The following is a 17,982-nucleotide window of genomic DNA, read 5'->3' as shown; positions in this document are numbered from 1 at the left end:
TGGTAGACGTAGCTCAATTGGTTAGAGCATCAGATTGTGGTTCTGAAGGTTGCTGGTTCAATTCCAGTCGTCTACCCATTTATTAATTTTTATTAAAAATATAAAAAAGTTTTTTATTATTTATAGAAATAAAATAATTTTTACATCTAAATAGTTTAAATAATAAATATTTAATATTTTTATTTTTAAAAAAAAATTTTTTATTTTTACATAAAAATAATAAATTTAATTTATATAAATTTATAATTTTATTATTTTTTAATAATAAAAAAATAATATTAAAATAATTAAATAGATTATTGTAATTTAAAAAATATGGAATTGAATAAATAAATAAATATTTTTTTTTAAATTTAATATTAAAAAATTTACTAATTTTATTATTTAATATATTAAATTTTTTAATATTAAAAGGAATTTTAAATTTAATAGGAAATAATAATAATTGTTTATAATTAATTTTAATTTTTGATTTTAAATAATAATTATAAAATATTTTTTCTTTAGCTTTTTTAATATTAAAAATTAATAATTTATTCTTTATAATTAAAAAAACATAATTATTATTTATTTTTAATGTTTTAATATTTTTTTTATTAAAATTAAAAAAAAAATTATTAATATAATTAATTTCTTTATTATTATATATATATAATTTTTTTTTTTTTTGTTTTAAATTAAAATAATTTATTATTTTTTTATTATAAAAATAATTTTTATTAATAAAAAATTTTAAAAATAATTTAATAATTTTATTAATTTTAATATTATAATTAAATAGAACTTTATTTTTTTCTGAATTAATATTAAAATTAACATATTTATTATTAATTGATATAAATAATAAAAAATTAATTGTTTTTTTATTATAATATTTTAATAAATAATTATTTATAATTTTATAATATTCATTATTATTAATAAATTTATTATTTACATAAATATATTTATTATTTTTAGAAAATAATAAAAATAATTTTAATTTTAAATATTTATATTTTTTTTTATAAGTTAAAATATTATTATTATTATTTTTATAATAAATATTATATATTCTTTCTAATTTAGAAGAACTTTTAAAAATAAAAATTAATTTATTATTATGATATAATTTAAAATTTATTTTATTATTTCCTATTATTAGTTTTTTTATTTCATATTTAATTTTTTTATATTCTTCTTTATTAGATAATAAAAATTTAATTTTATTATGATAATTAAAAAATATATTTTTTATTGAAATACTACACCCAGTGTTACAATAATAAGGAATTTTTTTTATAAGTTTTCCATATTCTATTATAAGTTTTAATCCAATTTTGTTCTTTTTTGATTTAGTAATTATCTCCATTCTAGATATATTAGATATACAATATAATGCAATGCCTCTAAATCCTATACTATTAATATTTAATAAATCTTTTTCATTTTTTATTTTTGAAGTAGTTCCTTTTAAATAACTTATAATAGCATCTTTATAATTCATACCACAACCATCATCTTTAACTGTAATATTATTTACATAATTATCTATATATATAGATATATTTTTAGCTTTTGCATCTATTGAATTTTCTATTAATTCTTTTATTATTGATGAATAACTTTTTATTACTTCATCAGATAATATTAGTTTTATTATTTTTTCAGGTAAAATATTAATTTTCATTTAATATATTAATATTAATTACATATTATTGTCATATAAAATTATATTATGATACTACCTATTTTATTATATAAAAATAAAATATTAAGAAATAAAAATAAAAATATTAAAATTAAAAGCAATTTAAATAATATTATAAATAATATGTTTGATACTATGTATTATTATAAAGGTATAGGATTATCAGCTCCTCAAATAGGAAAAAATATTAATTTATTTATTATTAGTATTAATAATAAAAAACTGATATTTATTAATTCTAAAATTAAAAGTTATAGTAAAAAAAAAATTATCAGTAATGAAGGATGTTTAAGTATACCTAATATTTATGTAAATATAAAAAGAAAAAAATTAATTAATGTAGAATATTATGATAATAAATGGAAAAAACATAAAAAAATATTTAATAATTATCTATCTATTATTTTTCAACATGAATATGATCATATAAGAGGAAAATTAATTATAGATTATTTAAAAAAAAATTAATTATTTTATTATTAATAAATAAAATTAATTAAATGGATTTACTTAAAAAAATTAAAAATAATTGGATAAAAAAATTTTCTTATCCTTTTATAATTGCTGGGCCATGTAGTGCAGAAAATGAAAAACAAATAATTAATATTACTAAAAAATTAAATAAATCATATGTAGAAGTGTTAAGAGCAGGTATTTGGAAACCTAGAACTAAACCAGGTATGTTTGAAGGTAATGGTGAAGAAGGTTTAAAATGGTTGGTAAAAGCTAAAAAATTATATAATATATTATTAGCCACTGAAGTAGCTAACAAAGAACATATAAAATTAGCATTAAAATATAATATAGATATTTTATGGATAGGAGCAAGAAGTACTTGTAATCCTTTTACAATTCAAGAAATTTCAGATAGTTTAAAAAATAGTAATAAAATTATTTTAATTAAAAATCCTCTTAATTTAGATATTGATTTATGGAAAGGAGCAATAGAAAGATTAATAAGAAATAATATAAAAAATATAGGAATTATTCATAGAGGATTTACAATATATAAAAATTATAAATACAGAAATCAACCATGTTGGTTAGAGGTATTAAAATTAAAAGAAAAATATCCTAATATTCCTATTATATGTGATCCTTCACATATATCAGGTAATTCAAAATATATATATGAAATATCTAAAAAAGCTATTAATTATGGTTATGATGGTTTAATGATTGAAATTCATGATAATCCTAAAGAAGCTTTAAGTGATGCACAACAACAAATTACACCTAAAAAATTAACTGAAATATTAAGTAAAATATTATTAAATAAACCTATAATTAAAAAATATTTAAATTATTTAGATATATATAGAACTAATATTAATGAAATAGATGAAAATATTTTACATTTATTAAAAAATAGATTTTTATCATCTTATGAAATAGGAAAAATAAAAAATAAATATAAAATTGATATTTTACAAAAAAATATAATGTTAAAACAAAAAGAAAATTATAAAAATATAAGTAAAAAATTAAATTTAAATGAAAGATTAATACAAAAAATATTTGATAAAATACAAAAAGAATCTATTAAAATGCAATTAAAAAGTTAACTTAAACAGTTAACTTTTTAATTAATTAAAATTATTATTATAATATTTATTTATATTATCTTTTTCTAATTTTTCCCTTTTTTTTATTATTAATCTTTTATCGTATATTTTTTTCTTTTTTGATAAATAAATTTCTAATTTAGCATAACCATTATTAGAAAAAAATATTTTAGTTGGTATAATAGTAAAATTATTATTTTTTAATTTTTGTTTAATTCTATTTATTTCTCTTTTAGTTAATAATAATTTAATTTTTTTATTTTTATTATTTAATTTTTGTTTAAAATTAATTATATATATTTCATTATTATAAATTTTACAATAAGATTTATATAATTCAAAATTATTATTTCTAATTAATTTAATTTGTTTTCCGGTTAATACCATTCCAGCATTATATTTTTCTATTAAATAATATTCATAATAAGCTTTTTTATTAATTATATTCATTTTAATGAATGATCACGACAGGATTTGAACCTGTGACCGACTGCTTAGAAGGCAGTTGCTCTATCCATCTGAGCTACGTGACCATAATACTGATGATATCGGAGTGACAAGATTTGAACTTGTGATCTCCTGGTCCCAAACCAGGCGCGATAATCCAGACTACGCTACACCCCGTACGGAGAGTATGGGATTTGAACCCATGTAGCAAAAATACTGACAGTTTAGCAAACTGTTCCGTTTAACCACTCCGGCAACTCTCCCTTTATAATAATATAAATAAATATATTATTTAATATTAATAAGAGAAAAGAAAATATTTTGAGGTAAGTCAATTTTACCTATTTTACGCATTTTTTGTTTACCAATTTTTTGTTTATTTAATAATTTAATTTTTCTTGATATATCGCCTCCATAACATTTTGAAGTAACATCTTTTCTAAAAGGGGATATATCTTCTCTTACAATAATTTTATTATATATATAAGCTTGTATAGGTATTTTAAATTGTTTTTTAGGGATTAATTCTTTTAATTTTTTACATAATTTTTTAGCTTTTATAAAAGCTTTATCAATATGATCAAAAAATGAAAAACCATCAATTATAATATTATTAATATATATATCTACTTTAACAATATTAGATTTTTTATATCCAATAAATTTATAATTAATTGAAGAAAATCCTTTAGTAATAGATTTTAATTTATTATAAAAATCATATATTATCTCTGAGTATGGAATATAAAATTTTAATTTAATTCTTTTAAAAGATTTATATATTTGATTAATTAATATTCCTCTTTTATTTATACAATAAGATAATATATCTCCTATATATTTAGTATATGTTAATATGGTAATTTTTATATATGGTTCTTCAATATAATTAATATCATTTTTATTAGGATAATCTAATGGATTATTAATAATTTTTTTTTTTTTATTTTTTAATATAATTTTATATTTAACATTAGGAATTGTAGTAATAATTTTTATATTATATTCTCTTAATATTCTTTCTTTAATTATTTCAAAATGTAAAATTCCTAAAAAACCACATCTAAAACCAAAACCAAAAGAATTTGAAAACTCTTTAGAATAAGAAAATGAATAATCATTTAATTTTAATTTTTTAATTGCATTTTCTAAATTGTTGTAATCTTTGTTCTCTATAGGGAAAACACTAAGAAATACCATTGGTTTAAAGTTATTTATTTTTATTATTGATTTAGTTTTTATATCATGACTAGATACTATAGTATCTCCAATATTGATATCTTCTAAATTTTTAGTTTTATATATAAAATATCCTACATTTCCGGCATATATTTTATTATTATTTTTTTTATTTTGTAATAATCCTAAATTATCTATTTTTATTATTTTTTTATTATATAACAATTTTATTTCATCATTTTTTTTTAATATTCCGTTAAATATTCTTATATATACTTTTATACCTTTATAATTATCATAATATGAATCAATAATAAAAGCTTTTAATGGTAATTTAATATTTCCATTAGGTGAAGGGATTTTTTCTATTATTAATTTTATTAATTTTTCTATTCCTATTCCTTTTTTAGCACTTATATGTACTATATCTTTTTCTGAACATTTTAATAATTTTTTTACATCTTTTATTACATTATCATAATTTATATTTAAATCAATTTTATTTAATACTGGAATAATACATTTTTTATTTTTTATAGCAAAATTAAAATTAGATATAGTTTGCGCTTGAATATTTTTTGATATATCTATTAATAATAAAGCTCCTTCACATGCTAAAATTGATTTATATACTTCATATGAAAAATCTACATGTCCTGGAGTATCTATTAAATTTAAAATATATTTATTATTTTTATATTTATATTTTATTTGTACTATATGATTTTTTATTGTAATACCTTTTTCTATTTCTAACTCCATGTTATCTAATAATTTTTTTTTATCATTTTTAATTGTTTTGGTAAATTTTAATAATCTATAAGCTAAAGTACTTTTCCCATGATCTATATGGGCTATTATACAAAAATTTCTTATATTTTTCATTATTTTATTTCCTATAGTTTTATATGTTTTAAAATTATATAAAATTAAATATTTAATTTATAAAATATTTTAATTTTATATAATTTTATATAATTTTACATCATTCCTCCTGTATTAGGCATTTGAGGGTAATCGTAATCTTCTTTATCTTTTTTTATTTCTGTTATTACACATTCAGTTGTTAAAAACATACCTGCTACAGAAGAAGCATTTTCTAATGCTACTCTTGTAACTTTAGTAGGATCAATAATTCCTGAAGATAAAAGATTTTTATATTTTCCTATTTTAGCATCATATCCATAATCTTCTTTTCCTTCTAATACTTTTGCTACTACTACTGAACCTTCGGCCCCTGAATTAGCTACTATTTGTCTTAACGGTTCTTGTAATGCTCTTTTTATTATTTTAATACTAGTTTTTTCTTCATTATTATCTACTTTTAATTTTTCTAATACTTTTATAGAACGTAATAATGCTACTCCACCTCCTACTACTATTCCTTCTTCTACTGCAGCTCTTGTAGCATTTAAAGCATCTTCTACTCTATCTTTTTTTTCTTTCATTTCTACTTCTGAAGCGGCTCCTACATATAATACTGCTACTCCACCTGAAAGTTTTGCTAAACGTTCTTTTAATTTTTCTTTATCATATTCCGATGTACTTGTTATTATTTGTGAATTTATTTGTTTTATTCTCTCTTCTATTTTTATTTTATTTCCTAAACCATTTACTATAATAGTATTTTCTTTTTCTATAGTGGCTTTTTCGCATTTTCCTAAATATTCTTTTTTAAAATTCTCTATTTTATTTCCCTTTTCTTCTGATATTACTGTTCCTCCTGTTAATATTGCTATATCTTCTAACATTTCTTTTCTTCTATCTCCAAAACCTGGTGCTTTTACGGCTACTACTTTTAATGATATTTTATTTACTACAAGAGTTGCTAACGCTTCCCCTTCTACTTCTTCTGATATTATTAATAATGGTTTAGTTGATTGAGCTATATATTCTAAAATTGGCATTATCTCTTTCATAGAGTTAATTTTTTTATCACATAATAAAATGTATGGATTTTCTAATTCAGAAATCATTTTTTCAGTATTAGTTACAAAATAAGGTGATTGATAACCTCTATCAATTTGCATTCCTTCTACTACTTCTACTGTTGTTTCTATTCCTTTAGCTTCTTCTACTGTAATTACTCCATTTTTTCCTACTCTTTCAAATGATTTAGCAATTAATTCTCCTATTTCTTTATCATTATTAGCGGATATTGAAGCTACTTGTTTTATTTTTTCATTACCTACTTTTTTAGATATTTTTTTTAAATATTTTATTACTTCTTTTACTGCTTTATCTATACCTCTTTTTAAATCTATAGGATTAGCACCAGCTGCTACATTTTTTAAGCCTTCTCTAATTATTGATTGAGCTAATAAAGTTGCTGTTGTTGTACCATCTCCTGCTACCTCATTAGTTTTAGATGCTACTTCTTTTACCATTTGAGCTCCTAAATTTTCTATTGGATCTTCTAATTCTATTTCTTTTGCTACTGTAACTCCATCCTTAGTTACTTGTGGTCCTCCAAAAGATTTTTGTAAAATTACATTTCTACCCTTTGGACCTAAAGTGATTTTTACTGCATTAGCTAATATATCTACACCTTTTATTAATTTATATCTAGCCTCAAATTTTATATTTTTTGACATATTATTATATAATATATAATTTTATTCATTAATTAATATATTATTTGATTTTGTATTATTTATTTTCTACGTTATCACCGATTAATGTTGCAGAAGTATTATTAATTATTTTTACATTTACTAACTCTCCTATATTTTCGTTTGTTTTAGGAAATACTATAATTGAATTTTGTGAATTTCTTCCATACCAATAATTTTTATTTTTTTTTGATATTCCTTCAATTAATACTTCTTGTATAGAATTAATATTTTTTTTTAATCTATAATATGAATGTTTTCTTTGTAATCTTATTATTTCTTTTAATCTATATTTTTTAATTTTTATAGGTACATTATCTTTTAATATTTTATATGCGTAAGTTCCTTTTCTATGTGAATAACAAAACATATATCCAAAATCAAATTTTATATATTTCATTAAATTTAATGTATCTTTATGATCCTTATTAGTTTCACTACAAAATCCAGTAATTATATCATATGATAATGAACAATCAGGAATAATATTTTTTATTTTTTCCACTAAATTTATATATTCTAATCTAGTATATTTTCTTTTCATTAATTTTAAAATTCTATTACTACCTGATTGAAAAGGTAAATGTATACTTTTACATATATTATTATATTTTTTTATTATTTTTATAACCTCTATTGACATATCCTGAGGATTAGATGTAGAAAATCTTATTCTTATATTAGGTAATGATTTAGCAATCATTTCTAATAAATTTGTAAAATTAATTGATTTTTTTTTATTTATAATATTTTTTTTTATAAATGATTTTTTATTCCATAAATATGAATTTACATTTTGACCTAATAGTATTACTTCTTTATAACCTAAATCATATAATCTTTTACATTCATTTAATATTCTAATAGGACTTTTGTTTTTTTCTCTTCCTCTTGTAAATGGTACTACACAAAATGTACACATATTATCACATCCTCTTGAAATAGTTACAAATGATGATACTTTGTTATTACTATATAATTTATTAGGTATTATATCATTATAATTTTCATCATTAGATAAAATTACATTATAAGAATATCTATTATCATTTAATGATTTTATTATATTAGGTAATTGTCTATATTGATCAGGACCAATAATAAAATTTAACATATTTTTTTTAAAATAATATTTATAATCAATCCTATTAGCCATACAACCAATTAATCCTAATACTTTTTTTTTTTTAATAGAATTAAAAAATAATAATCTATTATATATTTTAGTTTCTGCTTTTTCTCTTATTGCACATGTATTAATTAATATTAAATCTGCTTTATATATATTATCTACATATATAAAATTATTATTAGTTAATATAGTAATTATCAATTCATTATCATATATATTCATTTGACATCCATAACTTTCTATATAGAAATATTTTATCATATTATTATTAAATAATTATAATAATTATCTACTATTTTTCTTAATTCATATACAAATAATTTTATATCTAATATACTATTATAAATACTATATGAAATTCTTATAGAAGTAGTAGTGTTTAATTCTTTTTTATTTAATATATTTTTTAATACATGTGATTTATTTTTTATATTACATGAACTTCCTTTAGAAATCATTATTCCTTTTAAATCTAACTTAATATGTAATAAATCATCTTTAATTGGTAATCTTATATTTAAAATATAAATAGAACTTTTTTTTAAATTATTTGATAATCCATTGAATTTTATATTATAAATATTTTTTTTTAATAATTTTATACATTTTATTTTTAATTTTTTTATCTTTTTTTTTTCTTTATTATAATTTTTATTATTTATTTCTAATGTTTTATATAATGATAAAATACTATATATATTTTCTGTTCCTGCTCTTATTCCTTTTTCTTGTAATCCACCAATAATAAATTTTTTTAACTTTATTTCTTTTTTTATATAAATAAATCCTATTCCAAAAGGCCCATAACATTTATGTGAACTTGCAGTTAAAAAATCACATAATATTTTTTTTAAATTTATTTTAAAATGACCTATATATTGTACACAATCAGAATGAAAATAAGCATTATATCTTTTACAAATTTCTCCTATTTTTTTTATATTATTTATATTTCCTATCTCATTATTAACATACATTATACTTACTAAAGTATTATTATTTTTTTTTAATATTTTTTTTAATTGTTTTAAATCTAAATTTCCTTTATTATCATTCTTTAAATAAAATTTTTTTATTTTTTTTTTAATATCTAATATTGTATTTAATACTGATAAATGTTCTAATTTTGATGATATTATATTTTTTATTTTAAATGTTTCTATTACTGATTTAATAATTAAATTATTTCCTTCAGTTCCACCAGAAGTAAAATATATTTCTGATGGATTACAATTTATTATTTTTGATATTTTTTCTCTTGATATTTCTATATATGATTTTGATTTTCTTCCATAATAATGAAATGAAGAAGGATTAGAAAAATATTTATAATCTAAATATTTTTTATAAATATTTATTACTTCATTTCTCATTCTACAATTAGAGGCACTATCTAAATAAATTAATTTATTTATCATTTTTATTATTTCCTGGATATCTTGGATAAGGTATTACATCTCTTATATTTTTCATTCCAGTTATTAATTGTACTAATCTATCAAATCCTACTCCAAATCCACTATGTAGTATATTTCCTAATTTTCTTAAATTTAAATACCAATTAATTTTATTTCTTTTTATTTTTTTTTCTTTTATACTTTTTAATAATTTTTTATATGAATCTTCTCTTTCTGAACCACCTATTATTTCCCCTATATAAGGAAATAATATATCAAACGATTTTGTTGTTATATTATCTTTGTTAATTTTCATATAAAAAGGTTTTATTGTTTTTGGCCAATTATATATTATTAATGGTATTTTTTTTTTAAATTTTTTTTTGAATAAAATTTTTTCATTTTTTGAATTAATATCCTCTCCCCATGAAATTTTATTTTTTTTATTTATTTTATTTAATATTTTAATTATTTTATTATAACTTATTATTATAAATTTATTTTTATAAATATTATATAAATTTTTTATTATTTTTTTATTATTATAATTTTCTAAAAATAATAATTCATCTTTACAATTTTTTAATATTTTTTTAATTAAATATTTAATAAAATTCTCTGATAATTTAATTATCTTTTTTAAATTATAAAACATTATTTCTGGTTCTATCATCCAAAATTCAGATAAATGTTTATTAGTATTAGAATTTTCTGCTCTAAATACTGGTCCAAAGGTATATACTTTACATAAACCTATCATAGCACTTTCAGCTTCTAATTGACCAGATACTGTTAAATTAGCTTTATCACCAAAAAAATCTTTTTTATAATTATAATATTTATTATGTATATCTAAAGTAGTTACTTTAAACATATTTCCTACTCCTTCAGTATCATTATAAGTAATAATAGGAGTATGAATGTAATAAAAATTTTTTTTATGAAAATAATTATGTGTAAATATAGATAAATTATGTCTAATTCTCATAATTGTTGAAAATATTTTAGTTCTAAATCTTAAATATTTTTGTTTTCTTAATGTATGTAAATTATGAAATTTATTTTGTAAAATACTATTATTAAAATAGTTTTTATTTATATTACCATATTTTTTTATATATAATGGTATAATTTCAACTTTATTATTTAATAATATTAATTTTCCAAATACTTTTAATGTAATTCCAATATTTATATTTTTTATTTTTTTTTTAAAGACTATTTGTATATTATTAATAGTTGAGCCATCATTAATATCTAAAAATAAATTATTTCTTAAATATTTAACCCAACCTTTAATCCAAAATTTTTTATTAATTAATTTTTTTTTATTATTTATAATATATTTTATAGTCAAATTTCTAATATATTTTTTTTTTTTATATTATAATAATCATTTATTTTTCTTATATTGTTATTTAAAATTTTTTGTATTAATAATTTTATATTATTTTTTTCATCATTTGAAAATTTTAAATTTTTTTTTAAATAATTATTATATTTATTTCTTATTTTTCTTAAATTAATTTTTATTTTTTCTAATTCTAATTTAATTTTTTTTATTAATTCTAATCTTTTTTCTTGTGTAAAAGAGGATATTCTAATTATTATATCATTATTTTTATTAAATATTGATCCTCCTAAATCACTATATAATAATTGTTTTTTTATTATTTTTATATTTTTTTTATCATATGGAGTAATTTTCAATGTTATTTTATTAATTACATTAATATTAGATAATTCATAAATATTGTACATTTTATTATTAATATTAATATTTATATTTTTTATAATATTAGTATTAATTTTTCCATAATGGATATTAGACAAATATTTAACAAAATATTTTATACTTTTATTAAATTCATTATTTATAGTTTTTATTATTTTTTCCTTTTCCATAATTATATTTTATTTATTATTGGTATATTTAATATTTTCATTGTATTATATAATATATTTAATATTATTTTACATATATTTAATCTTATATTTTTTTTATATTTATTATTTGATAAAACTTTATTTTTATTATAAAAATTATTAATTTTTTTTGATAATAAAAATATATAATTAATTAAAATTGATGTATCAAAATCTTTAGCTGATTTTTTTAATATTTCATGATATTTAATTATATCTATTATTATATCTTTTTCATTTCTTTTAATTAAATATTTATATATATATTTTTTTTTTATTAAAAATATTTTATTATTTTTATTTTTTTTAAATATTGAATATATTCTTACATATGTATAATGTATATATAATGATGTATTACCTGTTAAATTTAAAATATTTTTAAAATTAAAATTAATAATTTTATTATATTTAATTTTTAAAAATTGATATTTTATAGTAGATATTGATATATTTTTTAATATTTTTTTATTTTTTATATTACTAAATTTATTTTTTACATATTTATACATTATTGTTATTAAATTATCTATAAATATTATATTCTTTCCCTCCCTAGATTTTATTTTTTTTCCTAATATATTTACAGTATTATATGATAAATGATGGATATTTTTATTTTTAATTGGTAATTTTAATATTTTTATTATATTAAATAATACTTTAAAATGAAAACTTTGTTCATTTCCTACAACATATATTAATAAATATATTTTTTTATATTTTTTTAATCTGTATAATAAAGTCCCTATTTCTTGAGTTATATATAAAGAGGTTCCATCACTTCTTAATAATATTATTTTATATTTTTTATTTAATAAATAATATATATATTTATTTTTATCTATTAAAAATATTTTATTTTTTATTCCTTCTTTAATTTTATTTTTACCTAAAATATATGTTTTACTTTCATAAAGTGTTTCATTAAATTTAATATTTAATTTTTTATAAGTTTTTTTAAAACCTTTATAAACCCATGAATTTATTTTTTTCCATAATAAAATACTTTTTTTATTATTATTTTCCCATTTTATTAATTCATTTTTTACTTTTTTTAATAACTTAGATTTTTTTTTTGCTCTTATTTTATCTATTTTATATTTTTTTGATATTATATTTATTTCTTTTTTTAATTCTTTTTCAAATTTAAAATATAATTTACCTACAAAATGATCCCCTTTTATTTTATTTAAATTTGGTTTTAAGCAATTATAATATAATTTCCATGATATTATTGATTTACAAATATGAATTCCTCTATCATTAATAATTTGACTTTTAATTACTTTAAATCCTAGATATTTAAATATATTTGATAAAGTATTACCAATTAAAATATTTCTTAAATGGCCTATATGTAAAGGTTTATTTGAATTAGGAGAGGAATAATCTATTATAATAATTTTATTATTTTTTTTAATATTATATATTTTATATATATTATATTTATATATTAAAAATTTATTAATTATTTTTATATAATAATAATTGTTTAAATAAATATTTAAATAATTTTTTTTTATTTCATAATTTAAAATATATTTATTTATTTTACTTAATAAATTATCAATAATATCATAATTGTAAATATTATTTGATAATATAATAGTTATATCTCCATATTTATTATTTTTATTATATAAAATTTTAATTTTATCTTTTATATTATTTTTAATTTTATATTTATTATATATTTTTTTTATTTTATATATTAAATTTAACATATGACTTATATTTTAAATATTAATGAAAATAATAATTATATATTTTCTAATATTTCATATAACGGAAAATTGTTATATTTAATAAAAAAAACTTATAATTCAATTCATAAAAATATAAATAATTGTTTATTAAATTATAATTTTAATTTAAATAAATTAAATGCAGTATGTGTTAATTTAGGACCATCAATATATTATTTTAAAATAAGAAGTTTATTATCTACTGCCAAAGGGATATGTTTATCTTTAAATATACCATTAATAATTGTAAACGAATTTTTATTAATTAATAATAAAAAGTATTTTATTAAAAATTATAATAAAAATAAAATATTTTTTATATTTTTTTCATATAATAATAAACAAATAATATATATAAAAATTTATGATTTTAAATATTTTAAAATATTAAAAATAATTAATAATCTATATAAATTCATAAATAAAAATAAAAAATTTTTTTTTTTTTATAAATAAAAAATATAAAAAAATTATTAAATATAATTTATTAATTAATAATAATTTTTATTTTTATAAAATTAATTATTTAAATATTATTAATTTATCTTATTATTATTATAAAAAAAAAAAATATATAAATAATAAAAAGATTAATTTATGTGAACCTATATATATATAAATTATATTTAATATTTTAATATCTATTACATATGTATATAAAAGATATAATAAAATTACAAAAATCAAATAAAAAAAGAATTAAAAATAATTATATAATTGTTGAAGGTAATAGAGAAATTAAAATGGCATTAAAAGGAAATTTTAAAATATATAAAATTTTTATATGTAAAGAAATATTTAATAAAATTTATCATGATTATTGTATATTTAAACAATATATTATTTATATAAATAAAAAAAAATATAAAAAAATTTCTTATCGTAATAAAACAGAAGGTATATTAGGAGTATTTAAAAAAAAAAATAATTATTCTTTAAAAGAATTTAAAAAATATATTAAAAATAAAAACAATAATAGTATTGTTTTAATAATAGATAATATTGAAAAACCTGGTAATATAGGATCTATTATTAGAACCGTAGAAGCTACAAATATTATAAATTTTATTATTTTTATAAATAAAAAAGATATATATAATCCAAATATAATAAGATCAAGTTTAGGGTGTATATTTATTGTTCCTATTTTAATATTAAATTTTAATGATTTTAAAAAATATATTATTAATAATTATTATATATTAGGAACCTCAATATATAAAAAAAATAATTTATGTTTATATCAGAATAATATAAATATTTATAATAAAGATATAGGGATTATTTTGGGTAATGAACATAATGGAATTTCTAAAATTTTTAAAAAATATATAAAAAATTATATACATATTCCTATGTATGGTGAAATAAATTCATTAAATGTTAGTAATTCTTTCGCCATTATAATATATGAAATATTAAGAATTAAATTATTTAATATTAAAATTTAATATTAATTTTAATTGTTCTTTTTTTTTTATTTTCTTTAATTTCTTTATAAGCAATATTAATAAATATTTTTTCACATATATTTTTTAATCCTCTAGCACCTAAACGTAATTTTATACATTTATTAACTATATAATTTAAAAAAGATTTATATATTTTAATATTTATATTATCTATTTTAAATAATTCTATATATTGTTTAATTAATGAATTTTTAGGTTTTATAAGTATTTTTTTTAAATTTTTTTTATTTAGTTTATCTAAAGTTATAATAATTGGTAATCTACCTATTATTTCAGGGATTAAACCAAAATTTTGTAAATCTTTTGTATTAATATATTTAAAAATTTCTTTTTTTTTATTTTTTTTAATTAAATTTTCATACCCTATTTTGTTAACATTAATTCTATTATTTATTATATTTTTAATTCCTTCAAATGTACCTCCTACAATAAATAAAATATTATCAGTTTTAATAGGTATCATTGTTTGTTCCGGATGTTTTCTTCCTATATAAGGAGAAATATAAACTATAGAATTTTCAAATAATTTTAATAATGATTGTTGTACACCTTCCCCTGATACATCTCTAGTAATTGAAGGATTTTTACTTTTTCTTGATAATTTATCAAATTCATCTATATATACTATTCCTATTTCAGCTAATTTAATATTATAATTTGATACTTGTAATAATCTAGTTAAAATACTTTCAACATCTTCTCCTACATACCCTGCTTCAGTAAATACAGTAGCATCTACCATTACAAATGGGACTTTTAATATTTTTGATATTGTTTTAGCTATTAAAGTTTTTCCAGTTCCTGTATCTCCTATTATTAAAATATTTGATTTTTCAAATTCAATTTTATTATTTTTATATAATATTTTTTTATAATGATTATAAATAGTTACTGATAATACTTTTTTAGCATAATTTTGGCCAACTATATATTTATCTAATATTTTTTTTATATTTTTAGGACTTTTTAATTTCTTTAACATTATTATATAATATTTTATCAATCATTCCATAATGTTTTGCTTTTTCGGAATCCATCCAATAATCTCTATCTGCGTCTTTTTCTATTTTTTCTAATGTATTATTTGTATGTAAAGATATTATACTATATAATTCTTTTTTTATTTTTTTTATTTCTTTTACTTTAATTTCTATATCTGATTCTTGTCCATTTAAATTTTTAATAATTGGTTGATGAATCATAATTCTAGAATGTCTTAAACAATATCTTTTTCCTTTTTTTCCTGAACATAATAATATAGCTGCTATAGATGCTGCTATACCTACACAAGTAGTAGATATATCTGAATTTATTATTTGCATTGTATCATATATTCCTAATCCAGAATATACATCGCCACCTGGAGAATTTATATATATTTTAATTGTTTTATTATTTATTGAATCTAAATATAATAATTGAGATTGGATCATATTAGCCATTTCACTATTAATTTCAGTACCTATAAATATTATTCTTTCATTTAAAAGTTTAGTTAATATATCATTCATATATATATAATATGAATAATAATAAAATAAAAAATATTTTTTTAAATTATTTTAAAAAAAAAAAACATAAAATATTTAAATCGTTATCTATAATTAATAAAAATAAAAAATATTCTAATTTAATGTTTATTAATTCTGGAATTAATCAATTTTTAGAATATTTTTTAAATAAAAAAAAACCTAAATATTTAAAAATAGCTAATATTCAAAAATGTATTAGAATAACTGGTAAAAATAATGATTTAAATATAGTCGGTTATGATAATTATCATCACACTATGTTTGAAATGTTAGGTAATTGGTCATTGGGGGAATATTCCCAAAATACTGCAATTAAATTGGCATGGGAATTAATAACTAAAAAATATAAAATATCTAAAAATAATATTTATGTAACTATTTTTAAAGGTGATAAAAAAAATAAATTAAATTTTGATAAAAAATCTTATAATATATGGAAAAAATTAATTAATAAAAAAAATATTTTATTTTTTGGTTTTAAACATAATTTTTGGAAAATAGACAATTTTAATTTATGTGGGCCTTCATCAGAAATCCATATTGATATAAGAAATAAAAAAAATAAAAAAAATAAAAATGGTAGATACTTAGTAAATAAAAATAATAATTATGTAATAGAATTATGGAATATTGTTAATATAAAATATATTATTAAAAATAATAAAATATTAAAAAATAAATATTTATTATCTAATAATTATATAGATACTGGAATGGGTTTAGAAAGATTATGTATGATTTTACAAAATAAAAAATCTACTTATGAAACTGATATTTTTTTTCCTATTATTAAAAAAATTGAAAATATTTTATGTATTAAATATGGTAAAAATAAAAAAATTGATATAGTTATTAAAATTATATCTGATCATATTAGAACAATTTTTTTTTCTATGTTAGATGGAGTAATTCCTAATAATAAAAAAGAAGGATATATTATTAGAAAATTAATTAGAAGATCTTTAATTTATTCTTATAAATTTTTAAATATTAAAAAACCATTTTTATTTAAAATAATACCTATTTTTAATAATAAAAATAAAAATATTATTAAACTTCTAAAACAAGAAGAATTAAATTATTTTTTTATTTTAAAAAAAAATATTCGTATAGTTAAAAATTTTATTAAAGATAAAATTATTAATTCTAATTTAAAATTAATTGACAATAAATTAATTTTATTTCTTTATGAAACATATGGATTATATTATTTTATTATAAAAAAAATAGCTAACAAATATAATTTAAAAATTGTTAATACTAAATTAATTGAAATTTAAAA

16 protein-coding genes and 4 tRNA genes are annotated in these 17,982 nt (G+C 15.8%); 6 read left to right on the top strand and 14 right to left on the bottom strand.

The genetic code is table 11. The features are described 5' to 3' along the window. Positions 1-2 precede the first annotated feature (2 nt). A tRNA-His gene (locus tag N2590_RS00610) sits at positions 3-76 on the top strand. A 6-nt stretch (positions 77-82) separates the two neighbouring features. On the opposite strand, the gene mutL is transcribed toward N2590_RS00610, so the two are convergent. Beyond that, complete coding sequence (mutL, locus tag N2590_RS00605; protein ID WP_318165732.1) at positions 83-1,669, bottom strand: DNA mismatch repair endonuclease MutL; 1,587 nt, start codon at positions 1,667-1,669, stop codon at positions 83-85. Between the two features lie 48 nt (positions 1,670-1,717). On the opposite strand from mutL, the gene def reads away from it, so the two are divergent. Both def and N2590_RS00595 read left to right on the top strand, forming a co-directional pair. Next, positions 1,718-2,158 carry a peptide deformylase gene (gene def, locus N2590_RS00600; RefSeq protein WP_318165731.1) on the top strand — a complete coding sequence of 147 codons (441 nt, stop codon included), beginning with the start codon at positions 1,718-1,720 and terminating at the stop codon, positions 2,156-2,158. A gap of 32 nt (positions 2,159-2,190) precedes the next feature. Next, positions 2,191-3,255 (top strand): chorismate mutase, encoded by a 1,065-nt coding sequence (locus N2590_RS00595; RefSeq protein ID WP_318165730.1) that lies wholly within the window; start codon positions 2,191-2,193, stop codon positions 3,253-3,255. A 21-nt stretch (positions 3,256-3,276) separates the two neighbouring features. On the opposite strand, the gene N2590_RS00590 is transcribed toward N2590_RS00595, so the two are convergent. The 11 genes from N2590_RS00590 to argS form a co-directional block, all read right to left on the bottom strand. After that, positions 3,277-3,705: an SsrA-binding protein gene (locus N2590_RS00590; RefSeq protein ID WP_318165729.1), complete on the bottom strand. Its 429-nt coding sequence runs from the start codon at positions 3,703-3,705 to the stop codon at positions 3,277-3,279. Between the two features lie 9 nt (positions 3,706-3,714). After that, positions 3,715-3,788 (bottom strand) — tRNA-Arg (locus tag N2590_RS00585). A 15-nt stretch (positions 3,789-3,803) separates the two neighbouring features. Continuing rightward, positions 3,804-3,879, bottom strand: a tRNA-Pro gene (locus N2590_RS00580). Positions 3,880-3,881: 2 nt separating this feature from the next. Next, positions 3,882-3,965 (bottom strand) — tRNA-Ser (locus N2590_RS00575). A gap of 25 nt (positions 3,966-3,990) precedes the next feature. Beyond that, positions 3,991-5,766 (bottom strand): translation elongation factor 4, encoded by a 1,776-nt coding sequence (gene lepA / locus N2590_RS00570; RefSeq protein ID WP_318165728.1) that lies wholly within the window; start codon positions 5,764-5,766, stop codon positions 3,991-3,993. A 95-nt stretch (positions 5,767-5,861) separates the two neighbouring features. Next, a complete protein-coding gene (gene groL, locus N2590_RS00565) occupies positions 5,862-7,475 on the bottom strand; it encodes a chaperonin GroEL (RefSeq protein ID WP_318165727.1) in 1,614 nt (537 codons plus the stop codon). A gap of 55 nt (positions 7,476-7,530) precedes the next feature. Then, positions 7,531-8,886, bottom strand: a complete 1,356-nt coding sequence (miaB, locus tag N2590_RS00560) for a tRNA (N6-isopentenyl adenosine(37)-C2)-methylthiotransferase MiaB (protein WP_318165726.1) — start codon at positions 8,884-8,886, stop codon at positions 7,531-7,533. Next, entirely contained in the window at positions 8,883-10,043 is a 1,161-nt protein-coding gene (locus N2590_RS00555; RefSeq protein ID WP_318165725.1) for a cysteine desulfurase family protein, read from the bottom strand. The genes miaB and N2590_RS00555 overlap by 4 nt, the downstream gene beginning before the upstream one ends. Beyond that, on the bottom strand, positions 10,033-11,379 hold the full coding sequence (gene asnS / locus N2590_RS00550) for an asparagine--tRNA ligase (protein WP_318165724.1): 1,347 nt from the start codon (positions 11,377-11,379) through the stop codon (positions 10,033-10,035). The genes N2590_RS00555 and asnS overlap by 11 nt, the downstream gene beginning before the upstream one ends. Next, entirely contained in the window at positions 11,376-11,927 is a 552-nt protein-coding gene (locus N2590_RS00545; RefSeq protein WP_318165723.1) for a ribosome recycling factor, read from the bottom strand. The genes asnS and N2590_RS00545 overlap by 4 nt, the downstream gene beginning before the upstream one ends. Before the next feature lie 2 nt (positions 11,928-11,929). Then, on the bottom strand, positions 11,930-13,675 hold the full coding sequence (gene argS, locus N2590_RS00540; RefSeq protein ID WP_318165722.1) for an arginine--tRNA ligase: 1,746 nt from the start codon (positions 13,673-13,675) through the stop codon (positions 11,930-11,932). On the opposite strand from argS, the gene N2590_RS00535 reads away from it, so the two are divergent. Beyond that, a complete protein-coding gene (locus tag N2590_RS00535; protein WP_318165721.1) occupies positions 13,676-14,152 on the top strand; it encodes a hypothetical protein in 477 nt (158 codons plus the stop codon). 194 nt (positions 14,153-14,346) lie between these two features. Next, positions 14,347-15,147, top strand: coding sequence for a TrmH family RNA methyltransferase (locus tag N2590_RS00530; protein ID WP_318165720.1), 801 nt, complete (start codon positions 14,347-14,349; stop codon positions 15,145-15,147). Here the strand turns inward: N2590_RS00530 and clpX are convergent. Next, positions 15,137-16,150 carry an ATP-dependent Clp protease ATP-binding subunit ClpX gene (gene clpX, locus N2590_RS00525; protein WP_318165719.1) on the bottom strand — a complete coding sequence of 338 codons (1,014 nt, stop codon included), beginning with the start codon at positions 16,148-16,150 and terminating at the stop codon, positions 15,137-15,139. The two genes, N2590_RS00530 and clpX, sit on opposite strands and share 11 nt — an antisense overlap. Further along, positions 16,125-16,679: a ClpP family protease gene (locus N2590_RS00520; protein ID WP_318165718.1), complete on the bottom strand. Its 555-nt coding sequence runs from the start codon at positions 16,677-16,679 to the stop codon at positions 16,125-16,127. The genes clpX and N2590_RS00520 overlap by 26 nt, the downstream gene beginning before the upstream one ends. A gap of 11 nt (positions 16,680-16,690) precedes the next feature. On the opposite strand from N2590_RS00520, the gene N2590_RS00515 reads away from it, so the two are divergent. Further along, complete coding sequence (locus N2590_RS00515) at positions 16,691-17,980, top strand: alanine--tRNA ligase-related protein (RefSeq protein WP_318165717.1); 1,290 nt, start codon at positions 16,691-16,693, stop codon at positions 17,978-17,980. Positions 17,981-17,982: the final 2 nt, after the last annotated feature.

The organism is Candidatus Shikimatogenerans bostrichidophilus (assembly GCF_033372575.1).
Classification (GTDB): Bacteria; Bacteroidota; Bacteroidia; order Flavobacteriales; family Blattabacteriaceae; genus Shikimatogenerans; species Shikimatogenerans bostrichidophilus_L.
The sequence above is the reverse complement of the archived record's forward strand: the minus strand, read 5'-3'. Positions and strand labels throughout refer to the sequence as shown.

What these genes read in the sequence shown, in the direction of transcription:
- N2590_RS00520 (WP_318165718.1), bottom strand. Translation starts at nt 16,679, where the DNA reads ATGAATGATATATTAACTAAACTTTTAAATGAAAGAATAATATTTATA.
- argS (WP_318165722.1), bottom strand. Translation starts at nt 13,675, where the DNA reads ATGTTAAATTTAATATATAAAATAAAAAAAATATATAATAAATATAAA.
- N2590_RS00515 (WP_318165717.1), top strand. Translation starts at nt 16,691, where the DNA reads ATGAATAATAATAAAATAAAAAATATTTTTTTAAATTATTTTAAAAAA.
- N2590_RS00590 (WP_318165729.1), bottom strand. Translation starts at nt 3,705, where the DNA reads ATGAATATAATTAATAAAAAAGCTTATTATGAATATTATTTAATAGAA.
- N2590_RS00595 (WP_318165730.1), top strand. Translation starts at nt 2,191, where the DNA reads ATGGATTTACTTAAAAAAATTAAAAATAATTGGATAAAAAAATTTTCT.
- groL (WP_318165727.1), bottom strand. Translation starts at nt 7,475, where the DNA reads ATGTCAAAAAATATAAAATTTGAGGCTAGATATAAATTAATAAAAGGT.
- miaB (WP_318165726.1), bottom strand. Translation starts at nt 8,886, where the DNA reads ATGATAAAATATTTCTATATAGAAAGTTATGGATGTCAAATGAATATA.
- N2590_RS00545 (WP_318165723.1), bottom strand. Translation starts at nt 11,927, where the DNA reads ATGGAAAAGGAAAAAATAATAAAAACTATAAATAATGAATTTAATAAA.
- clpX (WP_318165719.1), bottom strand. Translation starts at nt 16,150, where the DNA reads ATGTTAAAGAAATTAAAAAGTCCTAAAAATATAAAAAAAATATTAGAT.
- N2590_RS00530 (WP_318165720.1), top strand. Translation starts at nt 14,347, where the DNA reads ATGTATATAAAAGATATAATAAAATTACAAAAATCAAATAAAAAAAGA.
- N2590_RS00555 (WP_318165725.1), bottom strand. Translation starts at nt 10,043, where the DNA reads ATGATAAATAAATTAATTTATTTAGATAGTGCCTCTAATTGTAGAATG.
- N2590_RS00535 (WP_318165721.1), top strand. Translation starts at nt 13,676, where the DNA reads ATGACTTATATTTTAAATATTAATGAAAATAATAATTATATATTTTCT.
- def (WP_318165731.1), top strand. Translation starts at nt 1,718, where the DNA reads ATGATACTACCTATTTTATTATATAAAAATAAAATATTAAGAAATAAA.
- lepA (WP_318165728.1), bottom strand. Translation starts at nt 5,766, where the DNA reads ATGAAAAATATAAGAAATTTTTGTATAATAGCCCATATAGATCATGGG.
- mutL (WP_318165732.1), bottom strand. Translation starts at nt 1,669, where the DNA reads ATGAAAATTAATATTTTACCTGAAAAAATAATAAAACTAATATTATCT.